Consider the following 26696-nt stretch of genomic DNA (forward strand, 5'->3'; position numbering starts at 1 on the left):
GGTCGCGGCGTGCGGGGCGTTCATGCCGCCTCCCGGGCCTGCCGCCCGAGCAACAAGTCGCGCGCCACGCACGCCACATGAGCGCCCTGGAAGCGCGCGCCCGCCAACTCGTTCGCGCTGGGTTGCCTATCGCCGCCTTGCCCATCGTCGGCAATGGTCGACGCTCCATAGGGACTGCCGCCCGTCACCTCGTCCATGCGGTTCTGCCCCTTGAAGCTGTAAGGCAGCCCGACGACGAGCATGCCCAGGTGCAGCAGCGGCACATGGCTCGTGAGCAGCGTGGCCTCCTGCCCGCCGTGCTGCGAGCCCGTGGAGGTGAACACGCTGCCCACCTTGCCGACCAGCGCATCCCGCGCCCACAGCCCGCCCGCCTGGTCGATGAAGTTCTTCATCTGCGCTGCCATCGTGCCGAAGCGCGTGGGCGTGCCGAAGATGATGGCGTCGTACTCCGTAAGCTCGTCGACGCGTGCAACGGGCGCGGGTTGCACCAGCTTGTAGCCCGCCCGCTCGGCCACCGGCGGCGGCACCAGCTCGGGCACGCGCTTGAGCCGCGCCTCTGCCCCAGCCTCTTCGGCGCCGTCGCGCACCGCGCGCGCCAGGGCTTCCACGTGCCCGTACGAAGAGTAGTACAGCACCAGCACACGGGGTCGGATCGTCATGTGGCTTCCTCCATGCAAGTTTGACGGGCGCACTTTGAGCCCTGGATCCGATCGACGGAAGCCGCATAATTTCGAACCAAACGATCGATGGAGTGGATCAATGATCGACACCTTGACCCTAGGCCAGTTGCGCACCTTCGTTGCCATCGCTGAAGCCGGCGGCTTCCGTGCAGGGGCGGCGCGGCTTCGGCGTGCGCAATCGGCGGTGAGCCATGCCGTGGCCAGCCTGGAGGCCGAGCTCGAACTCTCGCTGTTCGACCGCAGCGGGCGGCGCCCGATGCTCACGCCGGCCGGAATCGCATTGCTGGAAGACGCGCGCGCCGTCTTGCTCAAGGTCGACACGATGCGAGCACGCGCGCAAGGCGTCGGCATGGGGCTAGAGCTCGAGCTGCCCGTCGCCGTCGATACGTTGTTTCCGTTGCCGCTCTTCGGCGAGGCCTTGCTCGCAGTGCACCACCGCTATCCCAGTGTGCGCCCGCACTTGCAGGTTGCGCCCCTGGGGGGGCCGATCGTGGCCTTGCTGGACGGCCGCTGCGCATTGGCGGTGACGGTCGGCGACGACCTGAACGATGCCCGGTTGACCAAGGAACCGCTGGGCACCGTCGCCGTCGTGCCCGTCGTTGCTGCGAGCCATGCGCTCGCCGACCGCATTCGCCCGCGCGCACGCGTTCAGCTGGAAGACGTCACCGAGCACCTGCAGATCGTGCTGAGCGACCCGACGCCGATGTCGACAGGACGCGACTTCAACGTGCTATCGCCGCAGACCTGTCGCGTCAGCACGCAGGAGGCCAAGCTGGCCCTCATCGAGGCCGGCCTCGGCTGGGGCCGGCTGCCGCTGTGGACGGTGAAGAAGGCACTCGACGACGGGCGGCTCGTGAAGCTTCCTTCGCGCAGCCTTGGACCGGCGGCCGAGTCGCGCGAGCAGGCATACGTGGTGCACCGGCGCGACCGGGCGCGCGGTCCTGCGGCGACTGCGCTTCGCGACGAACTGCTGGCTCGGCACGCAGCGGTTCGCGACGCTTGAGGTGCGGCCGCTTCCGTTCAAGCCTCGAACGGGACCTACGCGCATCGCCGCTTCATGCTTCCCAAGAGGCTTGCCGGTACGCTGCCACGGCGGCTCTGGTAGGCACATCCCGGGCTGGGCAACGGTGTGACCGCTTGAGTGGACGGATCCTGCTGGCGTCAACGACTTGAAGATGCCGAAGAGAACAGCCGGCTGGGCAAGGCCGGGACAAGTCGCGCACCGCGCAAGGGCTCCTGTGCGCCGTTCCGGCATCCCGCTGTGGCCGTTCGTGATCGTCCGCTTCTGGCCGGGTCGAGCCGACGCGGCACTCAATTTCGCCGCCCTAAAGCTAACCTTCGCCGGCATGCCGCAGCGGAGTTTTCGCGGACGACGCGAATGACTGTTGATGGCCGGCTTCAGCCGCACATGTCGACCCGTTGAAGCCGATCGCCCGTGGCCATGGCCCGCCTGAAGGCAGTCGCTCGACTTGCGCTCCCGATCTGCAGGAGCTCCTGGCGTTCATCGTCGTCAATGGCTTCATCGTGCCTGTTGCCATGGTGATTGCAGAGTCGGCGGATGATGGCGCCCTTCATAATCAAGACGCTCCCGCTGGATCAAGCTGCCTACTCTTCATCATGGATAAATTCTTGCTTCGGCAGCAGGTGCTGGAACGCCTCGCCGACGACTTGCGACAGGCCGAACAGGCAGCGCGGACGGCCCATGAAACGGCGACTCACGAAGAGAACATCGCAGAAAACAAGTACGACACGTTGGGACTCGAAGCCGCCTACCTGGCCACCGGCCAGGCCCGGCGCGCCGACGCCATCCGGCAGGCGATGACGAGGTGGCGCCAGTTTCGCCCTGGCTCCTATGACGCCAGCAAAGGCATACAGATCGGCGCGCTGGTCTGCCTGGTCGATCCCGAGGACAAGCAGCAACAGTTCTTTCTCGGCCCGGATGGGGGCAGCATGAAGTTGACCAGTGGCGATCAGATCGTTCACGTCATCAGCGGCGACGCCCCGCTGGGTAGAGCCATGCTGGGCAAATTCGAGGGTGACGAGGTGTCGCTGCAGATCCCTCCAGGACGACAGCTTTTTGAGGTGCTGGGGGTTCGTTAGCCCGCAAGCAAGTTCACACCGACTCGACTTGATCGTGCAACCGCACGGCCCTTGCCCATGCACGCTCCGACGCTGACTTCGCACGCACCTCTGCCTCCGCCAGGCGCGCATTTGCCGCTGCTCTACACCTTTCGCCGCTGTCCCTACGCGATGCGCGCACGCATGGCGCTGCTGCAAGCCGGGCGGGCCTTCGAAGCGGTGGAGGTGAGCTTGCGCGACAAGCCGGCAAGCTTGCTGGCCTTGTCTCCCAAGGCTACGGTGCCGGTACTGCAGTTGCCCGATGGCAGCGTGATCGAGGAGAGCTGGGACATCATGCGCTGGGCGCTGGCAGCGCCCGATGCGCAGGACTGGTGGACGCGAGCACAGTCTCCGGAGAACCTCGACCTCATGCAGCGAAACGACGGTGACTTCAAGCATCACCTGGACCGCTGGAAGTACCCCCAGCGCTACGCGAGGGGGGACCTCGCGCCAGAAGCACACCGTGACAGGGCACTGGACGTGCTTCTGCGACCGCTGGAGGTGCGGCTGCACGGCGCGCCCTGTCTTGGCGGATCTACGCCATGCGCCACCGACTTGGCCGTGTTGCCGTTCGTCCGCCAGTTCGCCGCGGTGGAGCCGGCATGGTTTGCAACGCTGGAGCTGCCATCGCTCCGTTCATGGCTGAGCGGCTGGCTCGTCAACCCGCTGTTCGTCGCGTGCATGTACCAGTTGCCCGCGGAAGGTGCGAATCGATTTCCGCCGCTCTAGCTCTTGGCTGCCGGCAAAGGCCGCCAACGACCGCTTCGAGCAGCAGCGTTGAACCAGCCTCGTCCGGTCACTTCGAGAACCAGCCGACGACTCGCTGACGGAGGCGCTCGAAGAATCCGGCACGTTCCACGTCTGCAAGCGCAATGATCGGGGCCTCGCCCAACGGCTTGCCGTTGGCGGTGGCGACGATCTTGCCGATCACGGCGCCCTTGGCTATTGGCGCCTCGAGGGAAGGATTCAGCGCGACGGAGGTCTGGACGGCGGCAGCCTGACCCTTTGGCACCACCAACCTCCAAGCCTGTGCCACGCCCGCATTGACCGTGGGTACCACGCCGTAGGTGACCTTGGCGCTTGCCAGCGTCGCGCCGGCCTGCGCAGGCGTGGCTTGCTCGAAGTTGGCGTAGCCCCAGTTGAACAGCACGCGGGTCTGGTCCGCCCGGGCCTGCTTGCTGTCCGCGTTCATGATGACCGAGATCAGGCGCATGCCGTTGCGCTTGGCCGAGGCGGTCAGGCAGTAGCCGGCTTCTTCGGTGTGGCCGGTCTTGAGGCCATCGACCGTGGGGTCGGTGTACAGCAGCGCGTTGCGGTTGCCCTGCTTGATGCCGTTGTAGGTGAACTCGCGCTCCGCGTAGAGCGAGTAGTACTCGGCGCTGTTGCGAATGATGGCTGCCGCCAGCACGGCCAGGTCGCGAGCCGAGGCCTTGTTGTTGGGGTCGGGCAGCCCCGCCGCATTCGCGAACTGGGTCTTGGTCATGCCCAGCTTCTGGGCTTCGGCGTTCATCATCGCCACGAAGCCGGACTCCGAGCCCCCGATGTGTTCGGCCAAGGCCTTGGAGGCGTCGTTGCCGCTGGCGATAACCACGCCGCGCAGCATGTCCATCAGGGATGCCTGCGCGTTGAGGGGCACGAACATGCAACTGTCGCCCGCCTTGCCGCCGCGGCACCAGGCACTGAGGCTCATGGTGACTTGGTCGGTGGGCTTGAGCTTGCCGCTCTTGAGGCCCTGCTCCACCAGGTAGCTGGTCATCATCTTGGTGAGCGATGCAGGCGGCAGCGGCTCATCGGGGTTCGAGGAGGCCAGCACCTGTCCGGTGTCGAAGTCCATCACCACCCAGGCTTTGTTGGCGAGCACCGGCACCAACCGCCCGTTGGCGTCGGTGGTCATGGCAGGTTCGGCCGCTGCGGCAGCCTTGTTCTTTTGCTTTTGCACCGCAGCGCGTTGCTTGGCATGCTGAGCGCTGTGGGCCGTTGTGGGCGCCGCGACGAGGAGCGCGCTGGCAATAACGACGGGAAGCAGAGATGCGGAGGGGAGGCGGGAAATCATGGACAGGTGCGAATTCAAGAGGGCAACAGCAGGCCACATGTTAGGCGTCGACCGCTGCGACAGGGTGTAACCGCGCCCGGTCGGGTATCGAGTCACGTCGCGTGAGCATCTCAATGGTCACCGCCCGGTATCCCATCGGCGCGGTTGCTTGAGGCTGCTCCCAGGCGGTGGGCGACTGCCATCCGGCCTGCCGCGCACGACAGACAGCGACCTGCATGGAACCGGAAGCAGCCATCCCTGATGGCAGCTTTGCCGGGGACTGCGGCCTTTTGGCGCCAGCAGGGCGAGTGCCCTTTGTCGACGAAAGAAGGTGTTCGACCACTTGTACCGGCGCCGCTCCCTTCCTGGGCTTCGAATCCTCGCGCCATCGACTCGAAGAGACGTCAGCCCGTCGCACAGACGCCCCGAGGGCCGCGATGCCCTCAGGCGGCGTCCAGGTGGGACTGCAGCACAGTCTCAACCCATTGGGCAAAGGCCCGGACCCGGCGCGACAGATGCTGGCGGCCCTGGACAACCAGATGAACTGGCATCGGCGCGGGCCGGTATCGCGGCATGACTTCGACCAGATCGCCCTGCTCCAAGTGCTCCCGAACGTCGAAGGCCGGTACCTGGATCAGCCCGAGACCGGCTAGCGCCAGCGCGATGTAGCTCTCCACATTGTTGGCGCTCACCCGGCCGGCGACCGGCATGCTGTGCTCCTCGCCATCCTGTTGCCACTCCCAGCGGGACGCGCGCACACCGCTGGTGCTGAGGTAGTGAACAGCGAAATGCCCTGCCAGGTCAGCGGGTTCCGTAGGCTCGCCGTGTACGGTCAGGTACGCTGGGCTGGCACAGTTGATGAGCGTGAAGTGGCCGAGCGGGCGGGCGACCAGGCCGGCGCCTCGGACCTGGCCGACGCGCAGGGCGCAGTCGATGCCTTCCTGTGCCAGATCCACCATGCGGTCGCTGGAACCGAGGTCGATGGACAGGCCCGGATGCGCCTGCAGCAGCCCCGGCATCGCGGGCGCCAGCAAGCGGCGGGCGATGCGGCTGGGCACATCAACCCGCAAGCGCCCGCTGAGCGAGGTCGCTGCGGGCTTGAACCGCTGCTCCAGATCGTCGAGTTCCTCGAGCAGGCTCTGTACTCGTTCCAGCAGTGCATCGCCATCCGGGGTGAGGCTCACTCGGCGCGTCGTGCGATGCAGCAGCCGCGTGCCAAGACGCCGCTCCAACTGCTGCAGCGCCGTGGAAACCGTTGGGCGTGGCAGGCCAAGCTGGTCGGCGGCCAGCGAGAAGCTGCCGCAGGACGCGATGCGCTGGAAGAGCCGGTATTGATCGATGCGGTCCAGATTTGGCTCCGATTGGTTGGATGGAATGAATAGTTATGTAGTGAATTATTGATTTATTCGCGCGTGCATGATCAATACATTGGTGGGCTCATCTCACAACACCCGGAGCACCAGCATGAGTAGCCAACACGCCATCCAAGGCAAGGTCGTCCTGATAGCAGGCGGCGCGAAGAATCTCGGCGGCCTGATCGCCCGCGACCTGGCGGCGCACGGCGCCGCGGCAGTGGCCATCCACTACAACAGCGTAGCGACCCGGGGCGATGCCGAGGCTACGGCTGCGGCCGTCGAGGCCGCCGGTGCCAAGGCGGTGATCTTTCAGGCCGACCTGAGCAGTGCTGCGGCCATGAGCAAGCTTTTCGCCGACACCGTGGCGGCCGTTGGCCGGCCGGACATCGCTATCAATACCGTCGGAAAGGTGCTGAAGAAGCCCATGGCTGCAATCAGCGAAGCCGAGTTCGATGAGATGAGCGCGGTCAACACCAAGTCCGCCTTCTTCTTTCTCAAGGAAGCCGGTCTGCACGTCAACGACAGCGGCAAGGTGTTGACGCTCGTGACTTCGTTGCTGGGGGCATTCACGCCTTTCTATGCTGCCTATGCCGGCACCAAGGCGGCGGTAGAGCATTTCACGCGGGCGGCCGCGAAGGAGTTCGGTGAGCGTGGCATATCGGTCACGGCCGTCGGCCCAGGCCCGATGGACACGCCGTTCTTCTACCCCGCCGAGCAGGCCGAGGCGGTGGCGTATCACAAGACGGCCGCAGCGCTGTCGGGCTTCTCGCCGTCGGGCCTGACGACGCCGTCCGACGTGGTGCCATTCATCCGCCACCTGGTCAGCGATGGCTGGTGGATCACTGGCCAGACCTTGCTCATCAACGGTGGCTACACCACAAAATAGGCCGTGCCGTAACGAGCGGCGGGGAGGGCGAGCATGCATGTGGTCCTGGTGATGGTCGGCGGCGTGGGGCTGTTGGCCTTGTTCATGCTGTTTGGCTGGCTGTGGGGCGCCAGTGCCGCCGGCGTGGTGCTGGCGGCCAAGGCCTTCGTGCCCGCCTGGGCTCTGGTGGCCTGCATCAACATGTGGGTGGGGGTCACGCACGCCGGCTATACGGTGCGCCAGGAGGCGCCCATCCTCGTACTGGTGTTCGTCATGCCGGCGCTGCTGGCAGGGCTGGCCGCCTGGCAGCTCGGCAGGGCCTGAACACATGGCGGCCGAATCCTCCACCGGGCAGTTGCTGCCGGTCGTGATGCTGCTTGGCGCCGCGGTGGTCGCAGTGCCGTTGTTCAAGCGCCTGGGTCTGGGTTCAGTGCTGGGCTATCTGGCCGCGGGCCTGGCCATAGGCCCATTTGGCCTGGCCTGGTTCACCGACCCTCAGACCATCCTGCACACCGCCGAATTGGGCGTGGTGATGTTTCTCTTCATCATCGGCCTGGAGATGCGACCCTCGCACCTGTGGCGGATGCGGCGCGACATCTTCGGCCTGGGTAGCCTTCAGGTGCTGGTCTGCGCAGCCTTGCTCACGGCAGTCGGCATGGGCTTCGGCTTCACGTGGGCGGTGTCGCTGATCAGCGCCCTCGGCTTCGTGCTCACCTCCACGGCCATCGTGATGCAGCTGCTTTCCGAGCGTGGCGACATTGCCGCGCCACGCGGGCAGAAGGTCGTCGCCATCCTGCTGTTGGAAGACCTGCTGATCGTGCCCTTGCTGGCCCTGGTCGCACTGTTGGCGCCCGATGCGCCAACGCCCTCCGGCGGGTCGGCCTGGGCCACCGCCGGCCTCGCAGCTGCGGCCGTGGCGGCGCTGCTGGCCGCCGGGCTGTGGTTGCTGAATCCCCTGTTCCGCGTGCTGGCCGGCGCGCGAGCGCGCGAGGTGATGACGGCAGCTGCGCTGCTCGTTGTGCTGGGTGCGGCGCTGCTGATGCAGGCCGGCGGCTTGTCGATGGCCATGGGCGCCTTCCTTGCTGGCGTGCTGTTGTCGGAGTCGACCTTCCGCCATCAGCTGGAGGCCGATATCGAACCTTTCCGAGGCCTGTTGCTGGGCCTGTTCTTCCTCGGCGTCGGCATGTCGCTGGACATTGCCGCTGTGGCCCGGCAGTGGCAGCTGGTGGTGGCCGGTGTACTGGCGCTGATGGCCGCAAAGGCCTGCTGCGTCTATGTCGTCGCACGGCTGGCCCGCGCCACGCATGCCGATGCGCTGGACCGTGCGGTGCTGATGGCCCAAGGTGGCGAATTCGCCTTCGTGCTATTCGCAGCCGCACTGGCGGCACGCGTCATCGACCCAGTGGTCAACGCCAACATGACGGCCATCGTCGTGCTGTCGATGGCGTTGACGCCGCTGCTTGTGCTGCTGCACAAGCGGCTTTCACGCTCAGGTGTTTCCTCCACGGAAGGCGTAGAGGCACCGCAGCAACTGGCCAGCACGGTGCTCATCATCGGCTTCGGTCGTGTGGGCCAGATCGCCAGCCAGCACGTGCTGGCGCTGGGTGCACAGATCTCCATCATCGACCACATGCCCCAAGTGGCCCGTGACGCCGAGAACTTCGGCTTCAAGGTCTGGTACGGCGACGGACGTCGATTGGATGTGTTGCGTGCCGCTGGCGCGGCCGACGCTCGGGTGATTCTGGTCTGCGTCGACGATGCGGCGACAGCCACCACCATTGCCGAGCTGGTGTCGATGACCTTCCCGCAGGCGCGACTGGTGGTGCGTGCGCGTGACCGTGAACATGCGATCACTCTCATTCAGCACGGCGTGGCGCGTCCGGTGCGTGAGACCTTCGAGTCGGCGATGCAGATGGGGCAAGAGGCCGCGCTGGCACTGGGCGCGGACGAGGTCGAAGCGCAAGGCATCGCTGCCGATGTGCGACGCCGGGACCGTGAACGGCTGGACCTGGAGTTGGCCGGCGGCATCGACGCAGGGCGCTCGAAGATCCTGGGCAATCTCGACGAGCACCCGGCCGAAGGGCGTGGCTGATCCTCAGCCAGCCAGCCTCGAATGCCCGTGACTGCTTGACTGCCGGCGTCATGCGGGGGCGCCGGCTCAGGCCTTCGGGTGCTTCGGCGACTCGCTGCCGTCGTGTGGCCCCAATCGCGAGCCGGGGCAAGTCGCTGCACGCACCGAATCCGCCACTCGGGGCATGGCGTCGAGGCGCTCCACACGTCTTCGGGAGCTGCTCACTCCAGCAGCAGTCCGAGCACGTGCTCATCCACGTAGTGGGCTTCATGCGAGCGCTTGTAGAACGCCTTCAGCGTTCCTTCGTGCGCGAACCCCAGCCGGTGGTAGAACGCCAAAGCCTGTGAGTTGTCAGCCTCGGCGTACAGCTCCACGCGTTTGACGCCGTCGGCGCGCAGTTGCCTGAGGGCGTCGTTGAGCATCGCGCGTCCCACGCCTTGGCCGTGCAGGCGTGGGTCCACGGCCAGCGTGCCCAGTTGCGCGACATGGTGCACGCGGCCGGGATAGCGGGTCGTCTTGTAGAAGCCGGCGAGGGCGCCTTCGTGTTCCCAGATCCAGAACGAGCCGCTGCGCAGCAGCTCGTCGAAGATAGGCGCGAATGCCGACCTCTCCATCGGGTCGTACGTCAGGTACGGCACCACCTGGGGGTGCGAGTAGATCGCGAAGACCGGGTCGAGGTCGGTGGGGCGGGCGAGGCGGCGCATCGTGTCAGCGTGGCGGTGGCGTTTGCAGCATCTTAGATAGCGCCGCTTCCGTGCATCGCCGGCGCATGCGTGATCAGCGCGATGAACGCCATTGCGGCCCCGCCAGTCCAGCCGTCGCTCCATGGCGGGCTGCCCGTGCAGTCGGGCACTGATGCGGCCGAGATCCGGGGGAAGTGTTGAGCCTCAACCCAGGCTTGCTTTCATGCCGCGGCGGCCTCCGGGCTTTCCCGGTGTCACTTCGGATATGGCCGGCATCGTTGGCGACACTCCGGGATCCCATTCATCCACTCCTGCCGTCATGAAACGTCTGCCCCTTCCTCGCGCCCTGGCGCTCTGCCTGGGTTTGACCCTGGGCGGCCAGGCTCTGCACGCCGAGCCCCTGCCTACGGTCTGGAACCTCGCCCCGCTCTACGCCAGCGACAACGACTGGGAGACTGCCCGCAAGGCCCTGCTGGCCGACCTTCCCAAGCTCGCCGCGCTGAAGGGCACGCTGGGCAAGAGCGCCAAGAGCCTGCTTGCGGGGCTGGACACCATCAGTGCAGCCAATCTGCGCTTCGAGCGGCTGCGTGTGTACGCCAGCATGAAGCAGAGCACCGACAACCGCGATGCGGCCAATCAGGAGCGCAGCAACCTGGCCGGGCAGCTCGGCGGCGAGTTCGGCGCCACGCTGGCCTGGGTGGAGCCCGAGATCCAGTCGCTGGGCGAGGCCAAGGTGGCGGCCTACCTGAAGGCCGAGCCGGGGCTGAAGAAGCACGCCGAGCACCTGCGCAACAGCCTGCGCCAGGCCAGGCACACCCTCAGCGCCGAGAGCGAGGCCGTCATCGCGGCCCTGGGCCCGGTGCGCGAAGCCACCGGGGAGGCGCGCACGCTGCTGTTCAACGCCAACACGCAGTGGCCCGAGTTGACGGTCAACGGCAAGGCCGAACGCGTGACCGACACCAAGTACGGCCTGCTGCGTCAGCATCCGGACCGCGCCGTGCGCAAGCAGGTGTTCGACGCCTTCTTCGGCACCATCGCCCAGTACGAGGACACCTACGGCGTGACGCTGGGCAATGTGGTGCAGGACGACACCATCATGGCCAAGCTGCGCCGCTACCCCAGCGCCGTGGCGATGAGCCTGGGGACGGAGGAGATCCCCGAGGCCGTCTACCGCACGCTGGTGGCCGAGGTGCACAAGGGCCTGCCCACGCTGCACCGCTACTTCAAGCTGCGTCAGAAGATGCTGGGACTGCCGGACCTGCACTACTACGACATCTACCCGGCGCTCGTGAAGCAGAGCAAGACCTACAGCCTGGACGATGCCGCCGCGCTGACGCTGGCCGCCACGGCGCCCCTTGGCGCGGACTACCAGGCGCTGCTGAAGACCACGCTGCAGGCCAACACCATGCACGCGCTTCCCAGTCCGGGCAAGCGCGGCGGTGCCTACCAGGACGGCGTCTACGGTGCGCCGCCCTTCGTGTTCCTGAACCACCAGGGCGAGTTCGACTCGGTCAGCACCTTCGCCCATGAGTGGGGCCATGCCATGCATACGGCCATGGCCAACCGCGCACAGCCTTACGAGACGGCCAACTATTCGCTGTTCGTGGCCGAGGTCGCGTCCACGGCCAACGAGGTGCTGCTGAGCCACTACATGCAGGGCCAGGCGCGCAGCAAGGAGGAAAAGCTCTTCCAGCTGGGCTACGCGCTGGAGCGGCTGCGCGGCACCTTCTTCCGTCAGGCCATGTTCGGCGAGTTCGAGCTGAACACCCACGATGCCGCGGCCAAGGGCGAGGCGCTGAACGGCAAGCGCATGACCGAGATCTACTGCCAGTTGCTGAAGGACTACCACGGCGACGCCGCCGGCGTGATGAAGATCGACCCGCTGTACTGCCAGGAGTGGGCCTTCGTCCCCCATTTCTACCGGCCTTTCTACGTGTACCAGTACGCCACCTCCGTCACCGCGGCGTTGCACTTCGCGGAAGACATCCTGGCGGCCAAGCCCGGCGCACGCGACAACTATCTGAAGCTGTTGGCCGGCGGCGGCTCGGTGCCGCCCTACCAGGCGCTGAAGAACGCGGGCCTGGACATGACCAGCCCGGCGCCCTACCAGGCCGTCATCAAGCGCATGGACAGCCTCATGGACGAGATGGAGGCGCTGCTGGCGGCCCAGTGAGGCTCGGGGTGTCGACCATTGCGCGCCTGGCGCCTGCCCGGCGCTTCGCATCGTCCAGGGTGGGCGGCAGGCTGAATGAAGGGCGCGCATGCCTGGCCGCCTGACGCTGCTGCTGAGTCTCGCCTGCCTGGCATCGACCGCCAATGCCGAGGGCAGGGTGGTCGATGCGCAAGCGCCTGCAGCCCCGGCGTCCGCAGCTGCCCAGGCGCCCCCTTATGTGTACGCCGGCACGGTGGAGCGCGACCACGCGATCACGTCCCGCAGCACCCGGCATCCGCTACCCGTATCACGTCTACCTGCCGGTGGACTATGCGAGTTCGGGGCGGCGCTACCCTGTGCTCTACGCGACCGACGGGCAATGGAGCTTCGCGGCGTTCTCGCGGATGCTGGATCAGCGCCGCAAGCCGATGATCCTCGTCCACGTCGAGCAGGGCGGCCCTGAGCCGGACCGCCGCGCTGTCGACTACACCGCAGACGGTGCGCCGGCCTACGGCCGCTTCCTGAAGCAGGAGCTGGCTCCGCTGATCGAGGCAAACTACCGCACGACCACGGCACGCGGTTTCGTGGGCACGTCCTATGGCGGCCTGCTCGGAGCCATCCTGCTCAGCCAGGAGGAGCCAGCGACGCCATTCTTTCGCAGCTACTTGCTGTTCGACGGCGCCTTCTGGGCGCTTACCGCGCAGAACCTCCGTGACGAGGAGGCGCGCTTCGCAGTCAGCCGCCGCCTGCCGGTGCACCTGATCCTGAGCAGCGCCAGCGCGCCCGGCAACGTGGACGACGTGGCGGCCTACGAGGCGCGCTACCGCGGCCGGGGCTACGAAGGGCTGGTGATCGAGCGCCGGGACTTCGCTGTCGCACACGAGCGCGTGGCCAAGCCGTCCTTCGACTGGGCCATCGACCAGCTCGACGACCAGACCGGATGGGCACCGATCCGGCGCAGTCCCTGACCGACTGCGACTGATGACGACTGATGGCGACTTGCTGCGGCGACCGGGGGTTTCAGCGCCGCTTGACGGACTGCCTGAACAACAGCGTGTGCCAGCGCGTGCCGGTGCCAGCCAGCGCCGCGTCGCTGCGGTTCGCGCTGTCCAGCTCCAATCCCCAGCCGGCCAGCAGCGCCTGCACCCGCGTTGGCTCATGGTTGTGGAAGCGTCGCCCGTCAACATCCCGGTCGCCTTTCAAGCGCTCGGCGAGCATCTCGGGCAGCGAGATCAGCAGGGCGGGGCGCCGGTGCGCCGTCTCACCGTCCACCGGTTGTCGCAGCTGCCCGGCCAGCGACGCCAGCGCAGGCGTGAGCCCGGCGGGCTCGACATGCATCAGCACGGCGCTGCACACGACAGCGTCGAAGCCCTGCGGGCGGCGCTCGTAGAAGGGGCGCCCCAGGTCCGGCAGGCTGGCGTCGGCCAATCGGTCGGCCAGGCCCGGTCGCAGGCGCAGCGCGGTCTCGCGCATGGCGGCGTTGGGCTCCACGCCCAGCGCCTCGAAGCCGTGCTCAAGCAGGGCCGCCATGTCGCGCCCCGAGCCGGAGCCGACGTCCAGCACCCAGGCGCCCGGCACCAGCGCGGCCTGCAAGCTGGAGAACATGGCGCTCCGACCCGCTTCGGTCGCAGCCAACTGGGTGGCGTAGGCATCGTAGAAGGCGGAAGTGCGGGCGTCCAAGAGACGGGTCTCAGGACTTGGCCATCGGCCGGAACGCCCGGACCCTGCCGAGCGCATCCACCGTGATCAGGTGCCCTTGCACCCACGCTGGCGATGCGATGAAGGCGCCCAGCCGCTTGACGTGCTCCAGCGCCGACACCATCTCGTCCGGCCGTGTGCCGTACAGCCGCTGGTTGTCGAACTTGCCCTCTGCGTCGAGGATGCCGCGGGCATTGGCGAGACGCTCGGGTGACATGAAGCGCCACAGCGGCTTGCCGCTGGCCGCGTCGAGCTGGTGGACCTGTCCGTCCATGGTCGCGACGACGAGGCTGTCGCCGACGAGGATGGGGGAGGCGAAGGTCCAGACCTGGGTCGGAAAGTCGTAGAGCTTGCGGCCGCTGCGCTTGTCGAGCACGGTCAGCAAGCCAGCGTCGGAGGTGGGTACGAAGACCTGGCTGGCATTGATGGCCGCCGTGCCAGGCACCCAGGAGCCTTTCGCATCATGCCGCCAGCGCAGCTGGCCGGTGGCCGCGTCGAGCGCGTAGAGGAAGCCGTCGCGCGAGCCGGCGTAGACCATGTCGCCGTCCACGCTGGCGGCGGCCTGGATGCCCAGCATGATGCTGTCCTTGTGGTCGGCGCCGGTCTGGTGGCGCCAGGCCAGCGCGCCTGTCGCGAGATCCAGCGCGTAGAGCGCGCTGTCCCAGGCGCCGACGATGACGCGGGAGTCGGCCCGGGCCGGTGCGGCGTGCACCATGCCGCCGCTCTTGTAGGACCACACCATGGCGCCGGTCTTGGCGTCCAGCGCGTAGACATGCTCGTCGCTGCTGCCGAACACGACCTTGCCGTCGGCCACCAGCGGCGAGGACAGATAGAAGTCCCAGGGGTCGGCGCGCTTGTGGCCGTCGCGCGGCAGGCCGAACATGCCGTGGGCGGCGAAGCGGGCCTCGCCGCCGGTGCGGAAGCTCCAGCGCGGCGCACCGCTGGCCGCATCAAGGGCATGCAACTGGCCGTCGCGGGACAGGAAGTAGATCAGCCCATCGGCTACGGCCGGCGTCGATGCGATGCCGGCATCGGCATGGAAGAGCCAGCGTAGTTGGCGCGAGGCGATGTCGATGGCATGCAGGTTGCCGTCCTCGGCCGCGACGAACAGCAGGCCGCCTGCGGCCACGGGCGAGGCCGCCACGGCCGCGTGCAGGTCGTACTCCCATGCCAACTGGAAACCGCCTGGCGCCTTGCCGGTGCCCGCGTTGGCGCCACTGCGGGCGGCGTCGCCCATGAAGGTCGGCCAGTCCGCCGCGTGGCTCGCAGCGGTGCTCATTGCCGGGCCCAGCAACGCAGTGAACGCAAGTCGGCGCATCGTCTCTCCCCCTCGTTGAAATGGGCGCAACGATAGCGAAACGACCGTGGCGTGTTGGAAGTTTGCGCGGGCCGACTCAAGAGAGAGGCCGCGGCGGGCCTCGCGCTTCAGCGCGAGACGAGCATGCGCAGGCCCAGGCCGATGAACACCGTGCCGGCCAGCCGGTCCAGCCAGGGGCCGACAGCGGGGCGACGGTTCAGCCAGGCGCCCACGCTGCCGGAGAACCAGCCCAGCAGTCCGAAAAGCAGCGCCGCCTGTGCCGTGAACAGCAGCCCCAGCAGCCCCAACTGTGCAGCCACCGGGCCCTGGGCCGGAGCAACGAACTGTGGCAGGAAGGCCAGGAAGAACAGCACCACCTTGGGGTTGATCGCGTTGGCGAACAGGCCCTTCACGAACAACTGCCGCAGCGAGGCATCGTCGCCCGCCGTGCCGCCCACCGCAACCCGGCCCGCGTGCCGCCAGGCCTGCACGCCCATCCAGACCAGATAGACCCCGCCCACCCCCTTGAGCAGCCCGAAGGCCAGCGGCGATGCCGCCACCATCGCGCTGACGCCAACCACGGCCAGTAGCGTGTGGCTGAGGCAGCCCAGGGCACAGCCCAGCCCGAAGGCCATGCCTGCGCGTCGTCCGCGCGACATGCCCATGCTCAGCACCATCAGGTTGTCCGGGCCCGGGGTGGCGGTCAGCACCAGCGCGGCGGCGAGGAAGGCGAGGGTCTGGGCTGCGGTCAGCATTTGCGGATGCTAAGGCGACGCGCCGTCCGCACCTCAGAGCAGCTTGCCCACGTTGAGCAGCGTCAGCACCCCCAGCACCGCGAAGATCGCCGCCGCCACGCCGTGCACCAGGCGCATCGACACCCGCTTGGCGATGCGGTCGCCGAGGAAGACCGCGGGCACGTTGGCGAGCATCATGCCCAGCGTGGTCCCCAGCACGACCTGCACCAGGTCCGTGTAACGCGCAGCCAGGGCGACCGTGGCGATCTGCGTCTTGTCGCCCATCTCGGCGAGGAAGAAGGCCACGACGGTGGTTCCGAAGACGCCGAAGCGTTGCGACAGCCGGGTGTCATCGTCGTCAAGCTTGTCGGGAATGAGCATCCAGCCGGCCATGCCGAGGAAGGACAGCCCGATGACCCAGCGCAGCACGTCGGGGCCCATGGCCTGCGCCACCCATCCGCCCACCGCACCCGCCGCGGCATGGTTGACGAGCGTGGCGACGAAGATGCCGGCAATGATGGGCCATGGCCTGCGAAAGGCGGCTGCGAGAACGATGGCCAGGAGCTGGGTCTTGTCACCCATTTCACCGAGGGCGACGACACCAGTAGAGACGAGGAAGGCTTCCATGCGAGAGTCCAACGGGCCGGCGAAACACCAATGACCGCGCAGCATCCCCGGCCCGATCCGGCGGCTGCGAGGTCAAAGGTCTTGCCAGGCGTTGAAGCTGCACGCGCCATGGCCGTCAGGCCAAGTGTGTTGACGCGGGCCCCTGCGTTGCGCAGGGCGGCTACTCCCCAATGACGAGCCGACAGTTTAACCGAGTGTTCCACGCCGGCCGACGGGGTTGCGGTGCCTGGCCCCTCGCAGGCTGCGGGCTCAGTCGCGGAACGTGGGCGCCGTGCCCTTGCCGGCCATCATGGCCCGGGTCAGATCCTCGCTCATCAGCATCGCCGAGTTCCAGGTGGCGACGTAGTTGAGACCATCGGCCACCGAATGGTCGCGCGCGTAGTTCAGCATCTCCTTGGTGCCGCGGATGGACAGGGGGGACTTGCCGGCGATGGCGGCGGCGACCTCGCGCACGCCTGCCTGCAGCGCCTCGCGGCTGTCGAACACGCGGTTGACGAGGCCGATCTCGCGCGCCTCGGCCGCCTCCACGCGCCGGCCCGTATAGGCCAGCTCGCGCACCAGCCCCTGCGAGCCGACGATCTTGGGAAGGCGCTGCAGCGTGCCCACGTCGGCCACCATGCCGATGTCGATCTCCTTGATGGAGAAGTGGGCGTCGGCCGAGCAGTAGCGCATGTCGGCGCAGCAGATCAGGTCGATGCCGCCGCCCACGCAGGCGCCGTGGATGGCAGCCAGTACCGGCTTGCGACAGCGCTCCAGGCTGGTGAGGGTGTCCTGCATGTCCAGGATGACGCGGCGCAGGCTCTCCCGGGTACGGCCGTCGCAGGGATCCTGGATCTGCGGGGCAAGGCCCATCATCATCGAGAGGTCGATGCCGGCAGTGAAATGCCGGCCTTCGCCCTCCAGCACGGCCACGCGCGCCTCGGACTCGGCATCCACCCAGTCGAAGGCGCGGCGGATGTCCTGCCACATGACCGCGTTCATGGCATTGGCCTTGTCCGGGCGGTTGAGGCGGACCGTGGCGATGTGATCCTGGATGGAAACGGCGAGGGTTTCGAGTTGCATGGGCGGCTCGGGTTGCGCGGCGAAGCCCGCATGATGCCCGCCAAGCCCTTGCCGCGCTGTCGCCATCGGGGCAGCGTCGATACTTGAGGCCATGATCCACGCCACCAAACGCATCGCCGGCGGCGCCGGCCTGGCCGCCGTGCTCGTCAAGCGCGCCCCCACGCTCGAACTCGACTGGGACACCCGCAGCAAGAGCCGCTTCTCCGCCACCGACTCGACGGGCCGCGAGATCGGCGTCGTGCTGCCACGCGGCACGAATCTTCGCGGGGGTGACGTGCTGGTGGCCGAGGACGGGACGTTGCTGCGCGTCGTCGCCGCGGCCCAGGCGGTGCAGCAGGTGCGGTTCTGCGCCGAGCACGGCCAGCCCTTCGACCTGCTGCGCGCCGCCTATCACCTGGGCAACCGCCATGTGCCGCTGGAACTGCAGCCCGATCTGCTGCAGTTCGAGCCCGATCCCGTGCTGGCCGACATGCTGCGCCGCCAGCACCTCATCGTGACCGAGGCACGGGCGGCGTTCGAGCCCGAGGGCGGGGCCTACGGCGAGGGTTCGGGCCATGGCCATCACCACGGGCACGACCATGGTCATCACGAAGGCCATGAGCACCACGGCCACGATCATGGCCATGCCCACGAGCATGCGGCCGCACCGGCTCGCAAGCCGCTGGCCATCCCGGTCAAGGCGCACGATGCCGGCCATGTCCATGGGCCTGGCTGCAATCACGACCACTGACCGGGCGATGCGCACGTCCCGCCGCAGCGAGGTCACCGATACCCCATCCCTGCGCAGTTAGCATGCCGCGCGTCCGCCGGCGCCGCGAATGCGCGCCGGGCTGAACACATCTATTGCCACAGGGAGTGACATGCCATCCATCCGTATCCTCGCCGCCGGCCTTGCGCTTGGCCTGTCCGCGGCGGCTTCCGCGCAGGTGCCCAACCTCGCCGCATCCACCTATATCGGCGTGCAGATCGGTACCGGCAAGGTCGACCTGAACTGCTCCGCCAACACGCGCTGCAGTCCTGTCGACACAAGCTACAGCCTACGTGCCGGCCACCGCTTCAGCGAGTCCTGGGCGTTCGAGGTGACGTACGCCAAGATCGACTCGGACTGGGGACTGTTCGGATACAACTATTCTGCGGAGTTCGCTGGCTTCGGCGTCGGCGCGGCGTACTCGATGCCGCTGTCTTCCAGTGTCAGCGCGGTGCTCCGTGCGGGCATCTCGTCCAATGAGCTGAAGCTGCAGCCCGCCGTCAGCCCGTTCTCTCAGAATCCCGGCACGCTCACGACGCGCTCGGTCAAGCCTTACGCGGGCCTTGGCGCCTCCTGGCAGTTCGCACGCCGCTGGAGTGCCAGCCTCAGCGCCGACTGGACACGCGCCGATCTGCGCGACACCCCCGCCAGTGCCAAGCAGGGCGTCACCGTGCGCACGCTGGGTGCCGGCATGGCCTTCAACTTCTGATGCCCGGTGGGTGAGCGCAGCGGAGCGGGCGCGGGCTCAGCCCGCATTCTCGTTTGGGGGGGCGATGCAGCGCTGCGCTTCGGTCATGTGATGGACGGGGGCGTCCGGAGCTAGCAGGGCGCGTCCGCGCGCGACGACTTGCTCGGCCTCGGCCTCGCGGCGGTCCTTGCAGAGCACATAGACGACTTGTGCCAGCTGGATATCCACGTGGCGCTGCTGCCAGCGCTTCATGGCCTCGATCTGGTTGGCGGGCAGTGCCGAACTGGTTGCCTGGAGCTGCGTGTAGGTGCGCTCGATGCGCCCCACCGCTTCGTCCACGTGCAGGTGCTTGCTGGCGAACTCGATGTCGTTCAATTCGACCAGCGCAGGCAGGACCTGCGGCGCAGCCTGTTCTGCAACCACCGGGTCACGCAGTACCAGGCGGGCGAAGGCGTCGCGCGTGGATTCCGGGTCGCGCAGACGACTGTTGAAGCTGACCACTTCGTTCAAGGCCTGCCCGCCCGCCAGGCCGCCGTCTTCGACCCGGGCCACAGCGCGGTCGCGGGCGGCGATCAGCTGTGCCATCGCCGCCGGGTAGCGGCGCGCCAGGGCGACCCAGTCGGCCAGCGCGAACGACAGCCGCACGCCGCGCATCGACGGCTCGCGCTCCAGCACGTGCTCGTGGAACCAGAGGTGCTTCTCGGCGGCCTCGGCCAGCCGGCCCTCGGAGGCGTCGCGGCGGGCAGCCTGTAGCACTTCCCGGCCGCTTGTCTCGGGCGCGGGCTCCCAGGCCTGTGCCAGCGAGGCAGTGAGCCATGCGCAGAAAACGATGCAGGCACGAGCCTTGCTGGAGATGCGGGTGGCAGCCATGTCGGTGTTCTCCCTGTCGAGCACTCGTAAGGTACGCCAATCAGTTTAGGCTTCTCCTGCCATGCAGCGCTCCAGGCGCTGCCTGGGAATTTGCACCTGTGATCGACACGCCATGACCTCGCCCGCTTCTCCCGAACTGCTGCACCTGCTGTGGCTCGCGTCGCCCGCACTCCCCGTGGGAGGCTTCAGCTACTCCGAAGGTCTGGAGGCCGCCGTCGACGCTGGCGTCGTGCATGACGAGGCCAGCGCCGGCGACTGGCTGCTGAACCAGCTGGAACTCGTTCAGGCCCGTGCCGAGCTGCCAGTGGCTGCCGCCGCGCACGCGGCCGCGCTGGCGCTGGATGGCGAAAGTCTGGCCCGGCTCAACGCCTGGGTGCTGCAGACGCGCGAGACCAGCGAGAGCCTGCAGCAGGTGCAGCAGATGGGCCGCAGCCTGCTGGCGTGGATGCGCGGCCTGATGCCGGACGCGACCGTGCTGCCCTTGCTGCAGGCGCTGCGGCCTGCGCCCAGCTGGCCCGTCGTCATGGGTGCCGCCGCGGCGGCGCGTGGCGCCGCGCCGGAGCCGGCGCTGCAGGCCATCGCGTTCGGCTGGGCCGAGAACCTGATGCAGGCTGCCGTGCGTTGCGTCCCCCTGGGCCAGACTTCGGGCCAGCGCCTGCTGGCACGGCTCGTGCAAGCCATTCCGGCAGCCGTGGAGGCTGCTTTGGCCGCTCCCGAGCCGATGGCGTTCGCGCCTCTGCTGGGGGTCCACGGTGCCCGCCACGAAACCCAATACTCGAGACTGTTCCGCTCATGACCCACGCACCCCTGCACGCCATTCCCAACCGCACCAAGAAGCTTCCGCCGCTGCGTGTCGGCGTCGGAGGGCCGGTGGGATCCGGCAAGACCACGCTGGTCGAGATGCTGTGCAAGACCATGCGCGATCGCTGGGACCTCGTGGTCGTCACCAACGACATCTACACCAAGGAGGACCAGCGCCTGCTGACCGTGGCCGGCGCCCTGGCCCCCGAGCGCATCATGGGCGTGGAGACCGGCGGCTGTCCGCACACCGCCATCCGCGAGGATTGCTCCATCAACCTTGAGGCCGTGGATCGCATGCTGGAGAGGTTCCCGGACGCCGACATCGTCTTCGTGGAAAGTGGTGGCGACAACCTCGCGGCCACCTTCAGTCCCGAGCTGAGCGACCTGACCATCTACGTCATCGACGTGGCCGCCGGCGAGAAGATCCCGCGCAAGGGTGGCCCCGGCATCACCAAGAGCGACCTCTTCGTCATCAACAAGACCGACCTCGCGCCGCATGTCGGCGCGGACCTGGCGGTGATGCGCAGCGACACCGCGCGCATGCGGCCGGTGAAGCCCTGGGTCATGACCAACCTCAAGACCCGCGAGGGTCTGGACGAGGTAGTCAGCTTCATCGAGACGAAGGGCCTGTTCGTTGGCTGATGACGTCCGCTGGCCGGCGCGGCTGGCACTGGCCGCGGCGCGTGATGGCGTGGCCACGCGCGTCCAGGCGCGCCACGACGGCCCGTTGCGGCTGCTGAAGACGCTGTACCCGGAGGGCGCCGGCATCGCGCATGCCGTGCTGGTGCACCCACCCGGCGGCCTGGTCGGCGGCGACCGGCTCGACATCACCCTGGACGTGCAGGCTGGTGCCCACCTGCTCGTGACGACGCCGGCGGCGACGCGCTTTTACCGCTCCAATGCTGGCGAGGCCGCCCAGGTCGTGCAGGGCACGGTGGGCGAGGGCGCCCGGCTGGAATGGCTGCCGCAGGAGACGCTGGCCTATCCGGCCTGTATCGGCCGCAACGAAGTGCGGCTGCGGCTCGCGCCCGGCGGCAGCTTGTTCGCGAGCGAGGTGCTGGGGCTGGGCCTGCCAGCGGCCGGTGAGCCGTTTACGCGCGGCCGCTTGCTGCAGCATCTGGAGATCGAGGGCCAGTGGCTGGACCGCGGCTGGCTCGACGCCGCTGATGCGGCGCTGATGGACGGACCTTGCGGCCTCGCTGGCCACCGGGTAATGGGCACGCTGGCCTACGCCCAGGCCACGGCGCTGGGCAACGCGGAATCGCTGCTCGCCGACGCGCGTGCCGCGCTCGCGGACGAGTCTGCCGGTGCGACCTGCCTGGCGAGTCCATCTGGGGCCGTGCTGCTGGTGCGCGTCCTGGGTGACGAGGTCGAGACGGTCACGAACGTGCTGCGGCGCGTGCGCACCTCATGGCGCGAGCGCCTCTGGGCCTTGCCCGGCAGCGATCCGCGCATCTGGGCGACCTGAGCCTGCCTTTCATGCCAATGCCTTCCCTCGGCCGTCGCCCAGGCAGGCCATGACTGGCGCAGCCTGGTGTGCTGAGGTCACAGCGCCCGCCACGTCGCAATGCAGTGCCTGGCCAGCGCCGTGACCCAGTCGGGATCGGCTGGCACGAAGGCGAAGCCGAAGCGCGGGCTGACGATGAAGCCCGCGCGCTCGAAGGCTTCGTCGTCCTGCGCTCCCACGAAGCCGGACAGCGCGGCGAAGGGGATGGCCAGGGTGCCCAGGTGCAGCACGGCGGCTCGCCGGGTGACTTCCTCGAGTCGGCCGCCATCCTGGAAGCGGTAGACGCTGTGGCCATAGTCGTGGACAGTCAGCGCGACGTTGTTGCGCTCGACCCGGTCGGGCGGCCCCAGCCGCGCGACCAGTTCTGCGGGCGAGATGCCGAAGGAGATGGCGTCGACGAAGACGAAGGGCGTCAGGTGCACGCCCCGAGTGTGCCTGGTCAGTCGTCGCCGCCCGGGATCTGCTGGCGCAGCTTGACCTTGGTGTCGGCGTTCTTGCGCATCTTGATGTTCATCATCTCGACGCCCAGCGAGAAGGCCATGGCGAAGTAGATGTAGCCCTTGGGTACATGGTGGCCGAAGCCCTCGGCCATCAGCACGACGCCGACGACGACGAGGAAGCTCAGCGCCAGCATCTTGATCGTCGGGTTGTTGGACACGAAGCGGCCGATGGGGCCGGCGAACAGCATCATCAGGCCCACCGAGCAGATCACGGCGGTGATCATGATGCGCACGTCGTCCACCATGCCAACGGCGGTGATGATGGAGTCCAGAGAGAAGACCAGGTCGATGATCATGATCTGAATGATCACCGAGGCGAACGCCGCCTTGGCCTTGTTGCCGGTGCTGTTGACCTCGTCCTCGCCCTCCAGCGAGCCGTGGATCTCGACCGTGCTCTTCCAGATCAGGAACAGGCCGCCACCGATGAGGATGAGGTCTCGGCCGGAGAAGCCGTAGCCGAAGACGTGGAACAGTGGCGCCACCATGCCGACGATCCAGGCCAGCACCATCAGCAGGCCGATGCGCATGAACATGGCAGCGAACAGGCCCAGCCGCCGCGCCAGTTCCTGGCGTGCCTTGGGCAGCTTGTCCACCAGGATGCTGATGAAGATGATGTTGTCTATGCCCAGCACCAGCTCCAGCGCGGTCAGCGTGGCGAGGGCGATCCAGGTCTGGGGGGATGACAACAGTTCAATCATGGCAGGGCCAAAGCGTGGGGAGCCCGAGATTGTCGTCAACCGCCCCCGGGCGCGCAGCCAGGCCGGAACTGAATGAGGCTTCGGCGTTGCTTGAGGTGTCGGGCCGAGGCGCCGGTGGTCAGGACAGTCCGATGGCCCGCAGCAGCTCGGCCGGCGAATAAGGCTGGCGGCGCTTGGGCCAGGCCTGGATGAGGCTTTGCATGCGCAGGTTCAGCGGTGCACTGCGGCCCAGGCCACGGGCCAGGCGGACGATCTCGCCGCAGAGGGCGTCGACCTCCGTCGAGCGGCCCTGGGCCAGGTCGTCGGCCATGCTGGAGCGGGCCTTGGCATCGACGCGCAGCATGCGCGCGGCGGCGAGGCGAAAGACGGGCGTGGGCATGCGCAGCAGCGTCAGCAGCCGGCGCGGCGGCAGCGGCGTCAACTGGGCGACGGGACGGTGGGCGGCGTCCAGCAGGTCCAGCGCCTCCTGCTGCAGCGCCGCCAGCACGCGCCGGTAGCCGCGCTGCAGCAGTTCGTCGCGCAGCGGCAGGCCGGACAGCGCGTTGACCGGATTGTTCAGATTCAGCAGCAGCTTGCCCCACTGCACCGGCGCGAGATCGGCGTGCAGCTGCAGACCCATGCCCACACGGGCCAGCGCTGTTTGCCAGGCGGCCAGGGCCAGGTCCTCGGCCGAACCTTCGGCGGCCAGCGCGCCGCCGGTGCCGCGGTGGTAGTGGCCGGGCGAAATTTCAGCGACGTTGAAGGGCACCATGCCGGCATGCCAGTGCAGCTGCGGCGCGGCCTGGCGCGCGGTGGCGGCATTGGCTATGCCGTTTTGCAGGCTGACGACCGGGGTGCCCAGCGGCAGTGTCAGGCCCAGCGCCGTGGCCGCCTCGACGGTGGCCCCCGACTTCACGCACAGCAGCACCAGGTCGGGCTTGAGCCCGGCTGGCGGCTCCGCGTGCAGGCGCAGGTCCAGCGCCGGGATGCTGCGGTCCAGGCCGTCCTGGTCGGTCAGGCGCAGGCCCTGCTTGCGCAGGTGGGCCAGCACGCGCGGCCGGCCGATGAAATGCACCGGCACGCCGGCCAGTTGGGTCAGGCCGCCGACGAAGCAGCCGACGGAGCCGGCGCCCATGACGAGAACGCCGGTCATCGCGTCAGCGGGTCAGACGGGGTGTGCGAGGTCGCGCAGGTGCGTCGGGCCGACGCGGCGCTCGATTTCTTCCAGCAGCGGGCGGCCCCAGCCGAGCATGAACATCGCCTCGCCCACGACGAACATCGGGCCGACCAACAGGCCGACGAGGTCGTCGACGAAGGCCGGCTTGCGGCCCTCGTAGTAGTGGCCGATGAACTGGATGATCCAGCCGACGACGAAGCTGCCCACGCCGATGAGCAGCCAGCTCGTCGTCGAGCCCTGGGCCGCCGTCATGGCCAGCGCCGTCAGCACTCCGTTGACGATGGCGGTGGTGGCACCCAGCGCGAGGTTGCCGCGCGTGAGGTACCACAGCGAGCTGACCGCCCAGAGCACGATGGCCGCGTTCATGGGCTGGTCGGCGAGCGTGAACTCGGCACGCGCCAGCAGCACGCTGATGGCGAAGACGATGAGGGGGATGCCGACGAAATGCGTCGCGATATTGCGGCGATCACGGTGGTAGGCGGCGTACTGCGCCATCAGGTCGAGTGCGGGGCGGAACAGGCTGGCCATGTCGGGCTCCATTGAGGAGGATGGTGGCTATGCTAGTCCAGCATGGAGCGTCAGCGCCGGGCGCCGACCGATAAACCCCCGCGGAAAACCCCTGACTTGAGCGTGCAAACGACATCCAGACGACGTCTCGTGCTGCTGGCCGTGCTGGCCGGCCTGGCCGGCTGTGCCAGCCCGCCGTCTTCGACCGGCCCGGTGGCGACCGAGGGCGACGAACTGCGCATCCTTGTCTTTCGGGGCGGCACGGCGGCCCGGCTGGGCCACAACCATGTGCTGCGTGCGGCAGGGTTGCGGGTGGACTGGGCGGCGGCGGGGCCGGTGCTGGGCTTTCGCCTGGATGCGTTGGAGATCGACCCGCCGGGCCTGCGCCAGCGCCTGGGGCCGGCATTTGCCAGCGCCGTGGACGACGACGCCCGTGCCGGCACGCGTGCCAACCTGCTGAAGGCATTGGACGCGTCGGCGCATCCAGAGGTCCTCGTGCGCACGCTGCAGCAACTGGGCGAGGGCGGGCGGCGTGCCGTCGAGGCGGAGGTCTCGCTGCACGGGGTCACGCGGCGGCAGTGGCTCGTCGTCGAGGTGGAGGGCGCCCGGGCGCGCGGCGAGGTCGTCGTGCGGCAGAGCGATTTCGGCATCCGGCCCTTCACGGTGCTGGGTGGCTTGCTCGCTGTACAGGACGCGCTGGTCGTGCAGTTCGAGCTAGTCCAGCCTTAGCCGCATCAGGTCCTTGTCCAGGCTGAGGCCGTCGGCGAGCCGGATCGCGTCGGGAAGGCAGCCGTAGCGCACGAATCCCTGGCTTTCGTACAGGCCGATGGCGATGCGGTTGCTGGCCGTCACGCTGAGGGTGACCTGGGCCACGCCGGGGCTGGCCTTGATCCTGTCGATGGCCGCGACGAGCAGGGCCCGGCCGATGCCGCGGCCGCGGTGGGTGTCGGCCACCATCATGCCGACCAGGTGGGCGACATGCCGCACCTTGGGCCGCGATTCGCGCTCACAGGTCAGTGCGCCGACGAGTCGGCCGGCCTCCAGTGCCAGCAGCGTGAACAGCGTGGCGCCGTTGCTGCCGCCGGCGAGGCGGTTGCGGTAGCTGGCAAGGTCGCGCCGGCTCTCGGTCTCGGCGTCCGACGTGAAGGCCTCGGGGTGGCCGGCCAGCATGGCATCGCGCAGCGCCTTGTAGGCGAGCAAGTCGGGCTCCAGCATGGGGCGGATCAGCAACTCAGCCATGCAGGTCTGCCGCGCGGTTGAGGTTGGCGAACGCGGCCTCGTCGTCAGGGGCATCAAAGCGCGCCACGCCATGCGGCAGCGACTTCATCCAGCGCAGCACTGCGCGGCCGCCTTCCTGCAGATGGGCGGCCAGCGGCTCGCGCAGGCGGGCGTGCAGCAGTGCATGGGTGGGGTGCTCGCGGGCCGCGCGGGCGAAGGCCAGGCCGTGGCCTTCACCTGCGACGAGCAGGCGTCGCGCCAGGTCCGGCGGCAGGCGTGGGCAGTCGCAGGGGGCGGTCAGCAGCCAGGCATCGTCGGGAAGAGACTGCAGGCCCGCAAGCATGCCGGCCAGCGGCCCAGCGAACTCCAGGCCGGGCGGGTCGGTCAGTACGGCATGGCCCAGCGTGGCGTAGACGTCCAGATTGCGGTTGGCGCTGACGAGCACGCGGCTTGCCTGCGGGGCCAGGCGTTCGACGACGTGCAGCGCCAGCGGCTTGCCGTCCAGCAACTGCAGTCCCTTGTCCACGCCACCCATGCGGCTGCCGCGGCCACCGGCGAGGACCAGGCCGTGAATGGCTGCCGTCGTCATTGACGCGCGCGGGTGGCCCCGCGTGCTCTTGCGGCGGGCG

General features: G+C 68.3%; 30 protein-coding genes and 1 riboswitch. Of the genes, 14 read left to right on the forward strand and 16 right to left on the reverse strand.

Annotation, left to right across the window (positions count from 1 at the left end; all coding sequences use genetic code 11):
- Positions 1 to 20: 20 nt before the first annotated feature.
- Positions 21 to 659 (reverse strand): NAD(P)H:quinone oxidoreductase, encoded by a 639-nt coding sequence (wrbA, locus tag QM732_RS04245; protein WP_415654946.1) that lies wholly within the window; start codon positions 657 to 659, stop codon positions 21 to 23.
- 100 nt (positions 660 to 759) lie between these two features.
- On the opposite strand from wrbA, the gene QM732_RS04250 reads away from it, so the two are divergent.
- The 3 genes from QM732_RS04250 to QM732_RS04260 all read left to right on the forward strand — a co-directional run bounded on the left by QM732_RS04250 (position 760) and on the right by QM732_RS04260 (position 3527).
- Complete coding sequence (locus QM732_RS04250) at positions 760 to 1683, forward strand: LysR family transcriptional regulator (RefSeq protein ID WP_415654947.1); 924 nt, start codon at positions 760 to 762, stop codon at positions 1681 to 1683.
- Between the two features lie 614 nt (positions 1684 to 2297).
- Positions 2298 to 2780, forward strand: coding sequence for a GreA/GreB family elongation factor (locus QM732_RS04255; protein ID WP_415659335.1), 483 nt, complete (start codon positions 2298 to 2300; stop codon positions 2778 to 2780).
- 57 nt (positions 2781 to 2837) lie between these two features.
- Positions 2838 to 3527 carry a glutathione S-transferase gene (locus QM732_RS04260; protein ID WP_415654948.1) on the forward strand — a complete coding sequence of 230 codons (690 nt, stop codon included), beginning with the start codon at positions 2838 to 2840 and terminating at the stop codon, positions 3525 to 3527.
- Positions 3528 to 3594: 67 nt separating this feature from the next.
- Here QM732_RS04260 and QM732_RS04265 read toward each other — a convergent pair whose 3' ends face one another.
- Both QM732_RS04265 and QM732_RS04270 read right to left on the reverse strand, forming a co-directional pair.
- Positions 3595 to 4851, reverse strand: a complete 1257-nt coding sequence (locus tag QM732_RS04265) for a D-alanyl-D-alanine carboxypeptidase family protein (protein ID WP_415654949.1) — start codon at positions 4849 to 4851, stop codon at positions 3595 to 3597.
- Positions 4852 to 5273: 422 nt separating this feature from the next.
- The gene (locus QM732_RS04270) at positions 5274 to 6206 is read right to left on the reverse strand and encodes a LysR family transcriptional regulator (protein ID WP_415659336.1); all 933 of its coding nucleotides are present in this window, start codon (positions 6204 to 6206) and stop codon (positions 5274 to 5276) included.
- 88 nt (positions 6207 to 6294) lie between these two features.
- On the opposite strand from QM732_RS04270, the gene QM732_RS04275 reads away from it, so the two are divergent.
- From QM732_RS04275 to QM732_RS04285, 3 genes are read left to right on the forward strand one after another with little or no spacing between them, the layout of a single operon-like run.
- The gene (locus QM732_RS04275) at positions 6295 to 7071 is read left to right on the forward strand and encodes an SDR family oxidoreductase (protein WP_415654950.1); all 777 of its coding nucleotides are present in this window, start codon (positions 6295 to 6297) and stop codon (positions 7069 to 7071) included.
- 33 nt (positions 7072 to 7104) lie between these two features.
- Complete coding sequence (locus tag QM732_RS04280; protein WP_415654951.1) at positions 7105 to 7374, forward strand: hypothetical protein; 270 nt, start codon at positions 7105 to 7107, stop codon at positions 7372 to 7374.
- Between the two features lie 4 nt (positions 7375 to 7378).
- Complete coding sequence (locus QM732_RS04285) at positions 7379 to 9142, forward strand: monovalent cation:proton antiporter-2 (CPA2) family protein (RefSeq protein ID WP_415654952.1); 1764 nt, start codon at positions 7379 to 7381, stop codon at positions 9140 to 9142.
- A gap of 200 nt (positions 9143 to 9342) precedes the next feature.
- Here the strand turns inward: QM732_RS04285 and QM732_RS04290 are convergent, their stop codons facing one another.
- On the reverse strand, positions 9343 to 9948 hold the full coding sequence (locus QM732_RS04290) for a GNAT family N-acetyltransferase (protein WP_415654953.1): 606 nt from the start codon (positions 9946 to 9948) through the stop codon (positions 9343 to 9345).
- A gap of 175 nt (positions 9949 to 10123) precedes the next feature.
- Between QM732_RS04290 and QM732_RS04295 the strand changes: the two genes are divergently transcribed.
- Positions 10124 to 11977 (forward strand): M3 family oligoendopeptidase, encoded by a 1854-nt coding sequence (locus tag QM732_RS04295; RefSeq protein WP_415654954.1) that lies wholly within the window; start codon positions 10124 to 10126, stop codon positions 11975 to 11977.
- Between the two features lie 215 nt (positions 11978 to 12192).
- Positions 12193 to 12924 carry an alpha/beta hydrolase gene (locus QM732_RS04300; protein WP_415654955.1) on the forward strand — a complete coding sequence of 244 codons (732 nt, stop codon included), beginning with the start codon at positions 12193 to 12195 and terminating at the stop codon, positions 12922 to 12924.
- A 52-nt stretch (positions 12925 to 12976) separates the two neighbouring features.
- Here QM732_RS04300 and QM732_RS04305 read toward each other — a convergent pair whose 3' ends face one another.
- The 5 genes from QM732_RS04305 to QM732_RS04325 form a co-directional block, all read right to left on the reverse strand.
- Complete coding sequence (locus tag QM732_RS04305; RefSeq protein ID WP_415654956.1) at positions 12977 to 13636, reverse strand: class I SAM-dependent methyltransferase; 660 nt, start codon at positions 13634 to 13636, stop codon at positions 12977 to 12979.
- Between the two features lie 10 nt (positions 13637 to 13646).
- Positions 13647 to 14972, reverse strand: coding sequence for a PQQ-binding-like beta-propeller repeat protein (locus QM732_RS04310; RefSeq protein ID WP_415654957.1), 1326 nt, complete (start codon positions 14970 to 14972; stop codon positions 13647 to 13649).
- Between the two features lie 107 nt (positions 14973 to 15079).
- On the reverse strand, positions 15080 to 15706 hold the full coding sequence (locus QM732_RS04315) for a LysE family translocator (protein ID WP_415654958.1): 627 nt from the start codon (positions 15704 to 15706) through the stop codon (positions 15080 to 15082).
- A gap of 33 nt (positions 15707 to 15739) precedes the next feature.
- Complete coding sequence (locus QM732_RS04320; RefSeq protein ID WP_415654959.1) at positions 15740 to 16312, reverse strand: TMEM165/GDT1 family protein; 573 nt, start codon at positions 16310 to 16312, stop codon at positions 15740 to 15742.
- A gap of 7 nt (positions 16313 to 16319) precedes the next feature.
- Positions 16320 to 16500: riboswitch (yybP-ykoY riboswitch) on the reverse strand.
- A 61-nt stretch (positions 16501 to 16561) separates the two neighbouring features.
- Positions 16562 to 17374: a crotonase/enoyl-CoA hydratase family protein gene (locus tag QM732_RS04325; protein ID WP_415654960.1), complete on the reverse strand. Its 813-nt coding sequence runs from the start codon at positions 17372 to 17374 to the stop codon at positions 16562 to 16564.
- Positions 17375 to 17465: 91 nt separating this feature from the next.
- Between QM732_RS04325 and ureE the strand changes: the two genes are divergently transcribed.
- Together ureE and QM732_RS04335 are read left to right on the forward strand one after the other, a co-directional pair.
- Positions 17466 to 18104: an urease accessory protein UreE gene (ureE, locus tag QM732_RS04330; RefSeq protein ID WP_415654961.1), complete on the forward strand. Its 639-nt coding sequence runs from the start codon at positions 17466 to 17468 to the stop codon at positions 18102 to 18104.
- Positions 18105 to 18234: 130 nt separating this feature from the next.
- Positions 18235 to 18831 (forward strand): outer membrane beta-barrel protein, encoded by a 597-nt coding sequence (locus tag QM732_RS04335; RefSeq protein WP_415654962.1) that lies wholly within the window; start codon positions 18235 to 18237, stop codon positions 18829 to 18831.
- A 36-nt stretch (positions 18832 to 18867) separates the two neighbouring features.
- Here the strand turns inward: QM732_RS04335 and QM732_RS04340 are convergent, their stop codons facing one another.
- Entirely contained in the window at positions 18868 to 19680 is an 813-nt protein-coding gene (locus QM732_RS04340) for a hypothetical protein (RefSeq protein WP_415654963.1), read from the reverse strand.
- Positions 19681 to 19792: 112 nt separating this feature from the next.
- On the opposite strand from QM732_RS04340, the gene QM732_RS04345 reads away from it, so the two are divergent.
- From QM732_RS04345 to QM732_RS04355, 3 genes are read left to right on the forward strand one after another with little or no spacing between them, the layout of a single operon-like run.
- Positions 19793 to 20476, forward strand: a complete 684-nt coding sequence (locus tag QM732_RS04345) for an urease accessory protein UreF (RefSeq protein WP_415654964.1) — start codon at positions 19793 to 19795, stop codon at positions 20474 to 20476.
- Positions 20473 to 21123 (forward strand): urease accessory protein UreG, encoded by a 651-nt coding sequence (gene ureG, locus QM732_RS04350; RefSeq protein ID WP_415654965.1) that lies wholly within the window; start codon positions 20473 to 20475, stop codon positions 21121 to 21123. The genes QM732_RS04345 and ureG overlap by 4 nt, the downstream gene beginning before the upstream one ends.
- The gene (locus QM732_RS04355; RefSeq protein ID WP_415654966.1) at positions 21116 to 21949 is read left to right on the forward strand and encodes an urease accessory protein UreD; all 834 of its coding nucleotides are present in this window, start codon (positions 21116 to 21118) and stop codon (positions 21947 to 21949) included. The genes ureG and QM732_RS04355 overlap by 8 nt, the downstream gene beginning before the upstream one ends.
- Before the next feature lie 77 nt (positions 21950 to 22026).
- Here the strand turns inward: QM732_RS04355 and QM732_RS04360 are convergent, their stop codons facing one another.
- From QM732_RS04360 to QM732_RS04375, 4 genes are all read right to left on the reverse strand, one after another.
- Positions 22027 to 22410, reverse strand: coding sequence for a hypothetical protein (locus QM732_RS04360; RefSeq protein ID WP_415654967.1), 384 nt, complete (start codon positions 22408 to 22410; stop codon positions 22027 to 22029).
- 17 nt (positions 22411 to 22427) lie between these two features.
- Positions 22428 to 23186: a TerC family protein gene (locus tag QM732_RS04365; protein ID WP_415654968.1), complete on the reverse strand. Its 759-nt coding sequence runs from the start codon at positions 23184 to 23186 to the stop codon at positions 22428 to 22430.
- Positions 23187 to 23304: 118 nt separating this feature from the next.
- Positions 23305 to 24318 carry a 2-dehydropantoate 2-reductase gene (locus tag QM732_RS04370; protein WP_415654969.1) on the reverse strand — a complete coding sequence of 338 codons (1014 nt, stop codon included), beginning with the start codon at positions 24316 to 24318 and terminating at the stop codon, positions 23305 to 23307.
- 12 nt (positions 24319 to 24330) lie between these two features.
- Entirely contained in the window at positions 24331 to 24870 is a 540-nt protein-coding gene (locus QM732_RS04375) for a DUF962 domain-containing protein (RefSeq protein WP_415654970.1), read from the reverse strand.
- A gap of 102 nt (positions 24871 to 24972) precedes the next feature.
- On the opposite strand from QM732_RS04375, the gene QM732_RS04380 reads away from it, so the two are divergent.
- Positions 24973 to 25578, forward strand: coding sequence for a YceI family protein (locus QM732_RS04380; protein WP_415654971.1), 606 nt, complete (start codon positions 24973 to 24975; stop codon positions 25576 to 25578).
- Here QM732_RS04380 and QM732_RS04385 read toward each other — a convergent pair.
- Both QM732_RS04385 and mobA read right to left on the reverse strand, forming a co-directional pair.
- Positions 25564 to 26088, reverse strand: coding sequence for a GNAT family N-acetyltransferase (locus tag QM732_RS04385; protein ID WP_415654972.1), 525 nt, complete (start codon positions 26086 to 26088; stop codon positions 25564 to 25566). The two genes, QM732_RS04380 and QM732_RS04385, sit on opposite strands and share 15 nt — an antisense overlap.
- Positions 26081 to 26656 (reverse strand): molybdenum cofactor guanylyltransferase MobA, encoded by a 576-nt coding sequence (gene mobA / locus QM732_RS04390; protein WP_415654973.1) that lies wholly within the window; start codon positions 26654 to 26656, stop codon positions 26081 to 26083. The genes QM732_RS04385 and mobA overlap by 8 nt, the downstream gene beginning before the upstream one ends.
- Positions 26657 to 26696: the final 40 nt, after the last annotated feature.

Origin of the sequence: Roseateles sp., assembly GCF_047654805.1 — a bacterium.
GTDB lineage: Bacteria > Pseudomonadota > Gammaproteobacteria > Burkholderiales > Burkholderiaceae_C > Pelomonas.

Bases quoted from the DNA above. Each gene is read 5' to 3' on its own strand.
- wrbA (WP_415654946.1), bottom strand. From the start codon at position 659: ATGACGATCCGACCCCGTGTGCTGGTGCTGTACTACTCTTCGTACGGG.
- QM732_RS04250 (WP_415654947.1), top strand. From the start codon at position 760: ATGATCGACACCTTGACCCTAGGCCAGTTGCGCACCTTCGTTGCCATC.
- QM732_RS04255 (WP_415659335.1), top strand. From the start codon at position 2,298: ATGGATAAATTCTTGCTTCGGCAGCAGGTGCTGGAACGCCTCGCCGAC.
- QM732_RS04260 (WP_415654948.1), top strand. From the start codon at position 2,838: ATGCACGCTCCGACGCTGACTTCGCACGCACCTCTGCCTCCGCCAGGC.
- QM732_RS04265 (WP_415654949.1), bottom strand. From the start codon at position 4,851: ATGATTTCCCGCCTCCCCTCCGCATCTCTGCTTCCCGTCGTTATTGCC.
- QM732_RS04275 (WP_415654950.1), top strand. From the start codon at position 6,295: ATGAGTAGCCAACACGCCATCCAAGGCAAGGTCGTCCTGATAGCAGGC.
- QM732_RS04280 (WP_415654951.1), top strand. From the start codon at position 7,105: ATGCATGTGGTCCTGGTGATGGTCGGCGGCGTGGGGCTGTTGGCCTTG.
- QM732_RS04285 (WP_415654952.1), top strand. From the start codon at position 7,379: ATGGCGGCCGAATCCTCCACCGGGCAGTTGCTGCCGGTCGTGATGCTG.
- QM732_RS04290 (WP_415654953.1), bottom strand. From the start codon at position 9,948: ATGGAGCGACGGCTGGACTGGCGGGGCCGCAATGGCGTTCATCGCGCT.
- QM732_RS04295 (WP_415654954.1), top strand. From the start codon at position 10,124: ATGAAACGTCTGCCCCTTCCTCGCGCCCTGGCGCTCTGCCTGGGTTTG.
- QM732_RS04300 (WP_415654955.1), top strand. From the start codon at position 12,193: ATGTGTACGCCGGCACGGTGGAGCGCGACCACGCGATCACGTCCCGCA.
- QM732_RS04310 (WP_415654957.1), bottom strand. From the start codon at position 14,972: ATGCGCCGACTTGCGTTCACTGCGTTGCTGGGCCCGGCAATGAGCACC.
- QM732_RS04315 (WP_415654958.1), bottom strand. From the start codon at position 15,706: ATGCTGACCGCAGCCCAGACCCTCGCCTTCCTCGCCGCCGCGCTGGTG.
- QM732_RS04320 (WP_415654959.1), bottom strand. From the start codon at position 16,312: ATGGAAGCCTTCCTCGTCTCTACTGGTGTCGTCGCCCTCGGTGAAATG.
- QM732_RS04325 (WP_415654960.1), bottom strand. From the start codon at position 17,374: ATGCAACTCGAAACCCTCGCCGTTTCCATCCAGGATCACATCGCCACG.
- ureE (WP_415654961.1), top strand. From the start codon at position 17,466: ATGATCCACGCCACCAAACGCATCGCCGGCGGCGCCGGCCTGGCCGCC.
- QM732_RS04335 (WP_415654962.1), top strand. From the start codon at position 18,235: ATGCCATCCATCCGTATCCTCGCCGCCGGCCTTGCGCTTGGCCTGTCC.
- QM732_RS04340 (WP_415654963.1), bottom strand. From the start codon at position 19,680: ATGGCTGCCACCCGCATCTCCAGCAAGGCTCGTGCCTGCATCGTTTTC.
- QM732_RS04345 (WP_415654964.1), top strand. From the start codon at position 19,793: ATGACCTCGCCCGCTTCTCCCGAACTGCTGCACCTGCTGTGGCTCGCG.
- ureG (WP_415654965.1), top strand. From the start codon at position 20,473: ATGACCCACGCACCCCTGCACGCCATTCCCAACCGCACCAAGAAGCTT.
- QM732_RS04365 (WP_415654968.1), bottom strand. From the start codon at position 23,186: ATGATTGAACTGTTGTCATCCCCCCAGACCTGGATCGCCCTCGCCACG.
- QM732_RS04370 (WP_415654969.1), bottom strand. From the start codon at position 24,318: ATGACCGGCGTTCTCGTCATGGGCGCCGGCTCCGTCGGCTGCTTCGTC.
- QM732_RS04375 (WP_415654970.1), bottom strand. From the start codon at position 24,870: ATGGCCAGCCTGTTCCGCCCCGCACTCGACCTGATGGCGCAGTACGCC.
- QM732_RS04385 (WP_415654972.1), bottom strand. From the start codon at position 26,088: ATGGCTGAGTTGCTGATCCGCCCCATGCTGGAGCCCGACTTGCTCGCC.
- mobA (WP_415654973.1), bottom strand. From the start codon at position 26,656: ATGACGACGGCAGCCATTCACGGCCTGGTCCTCGCCGGTGGCCGCGGC.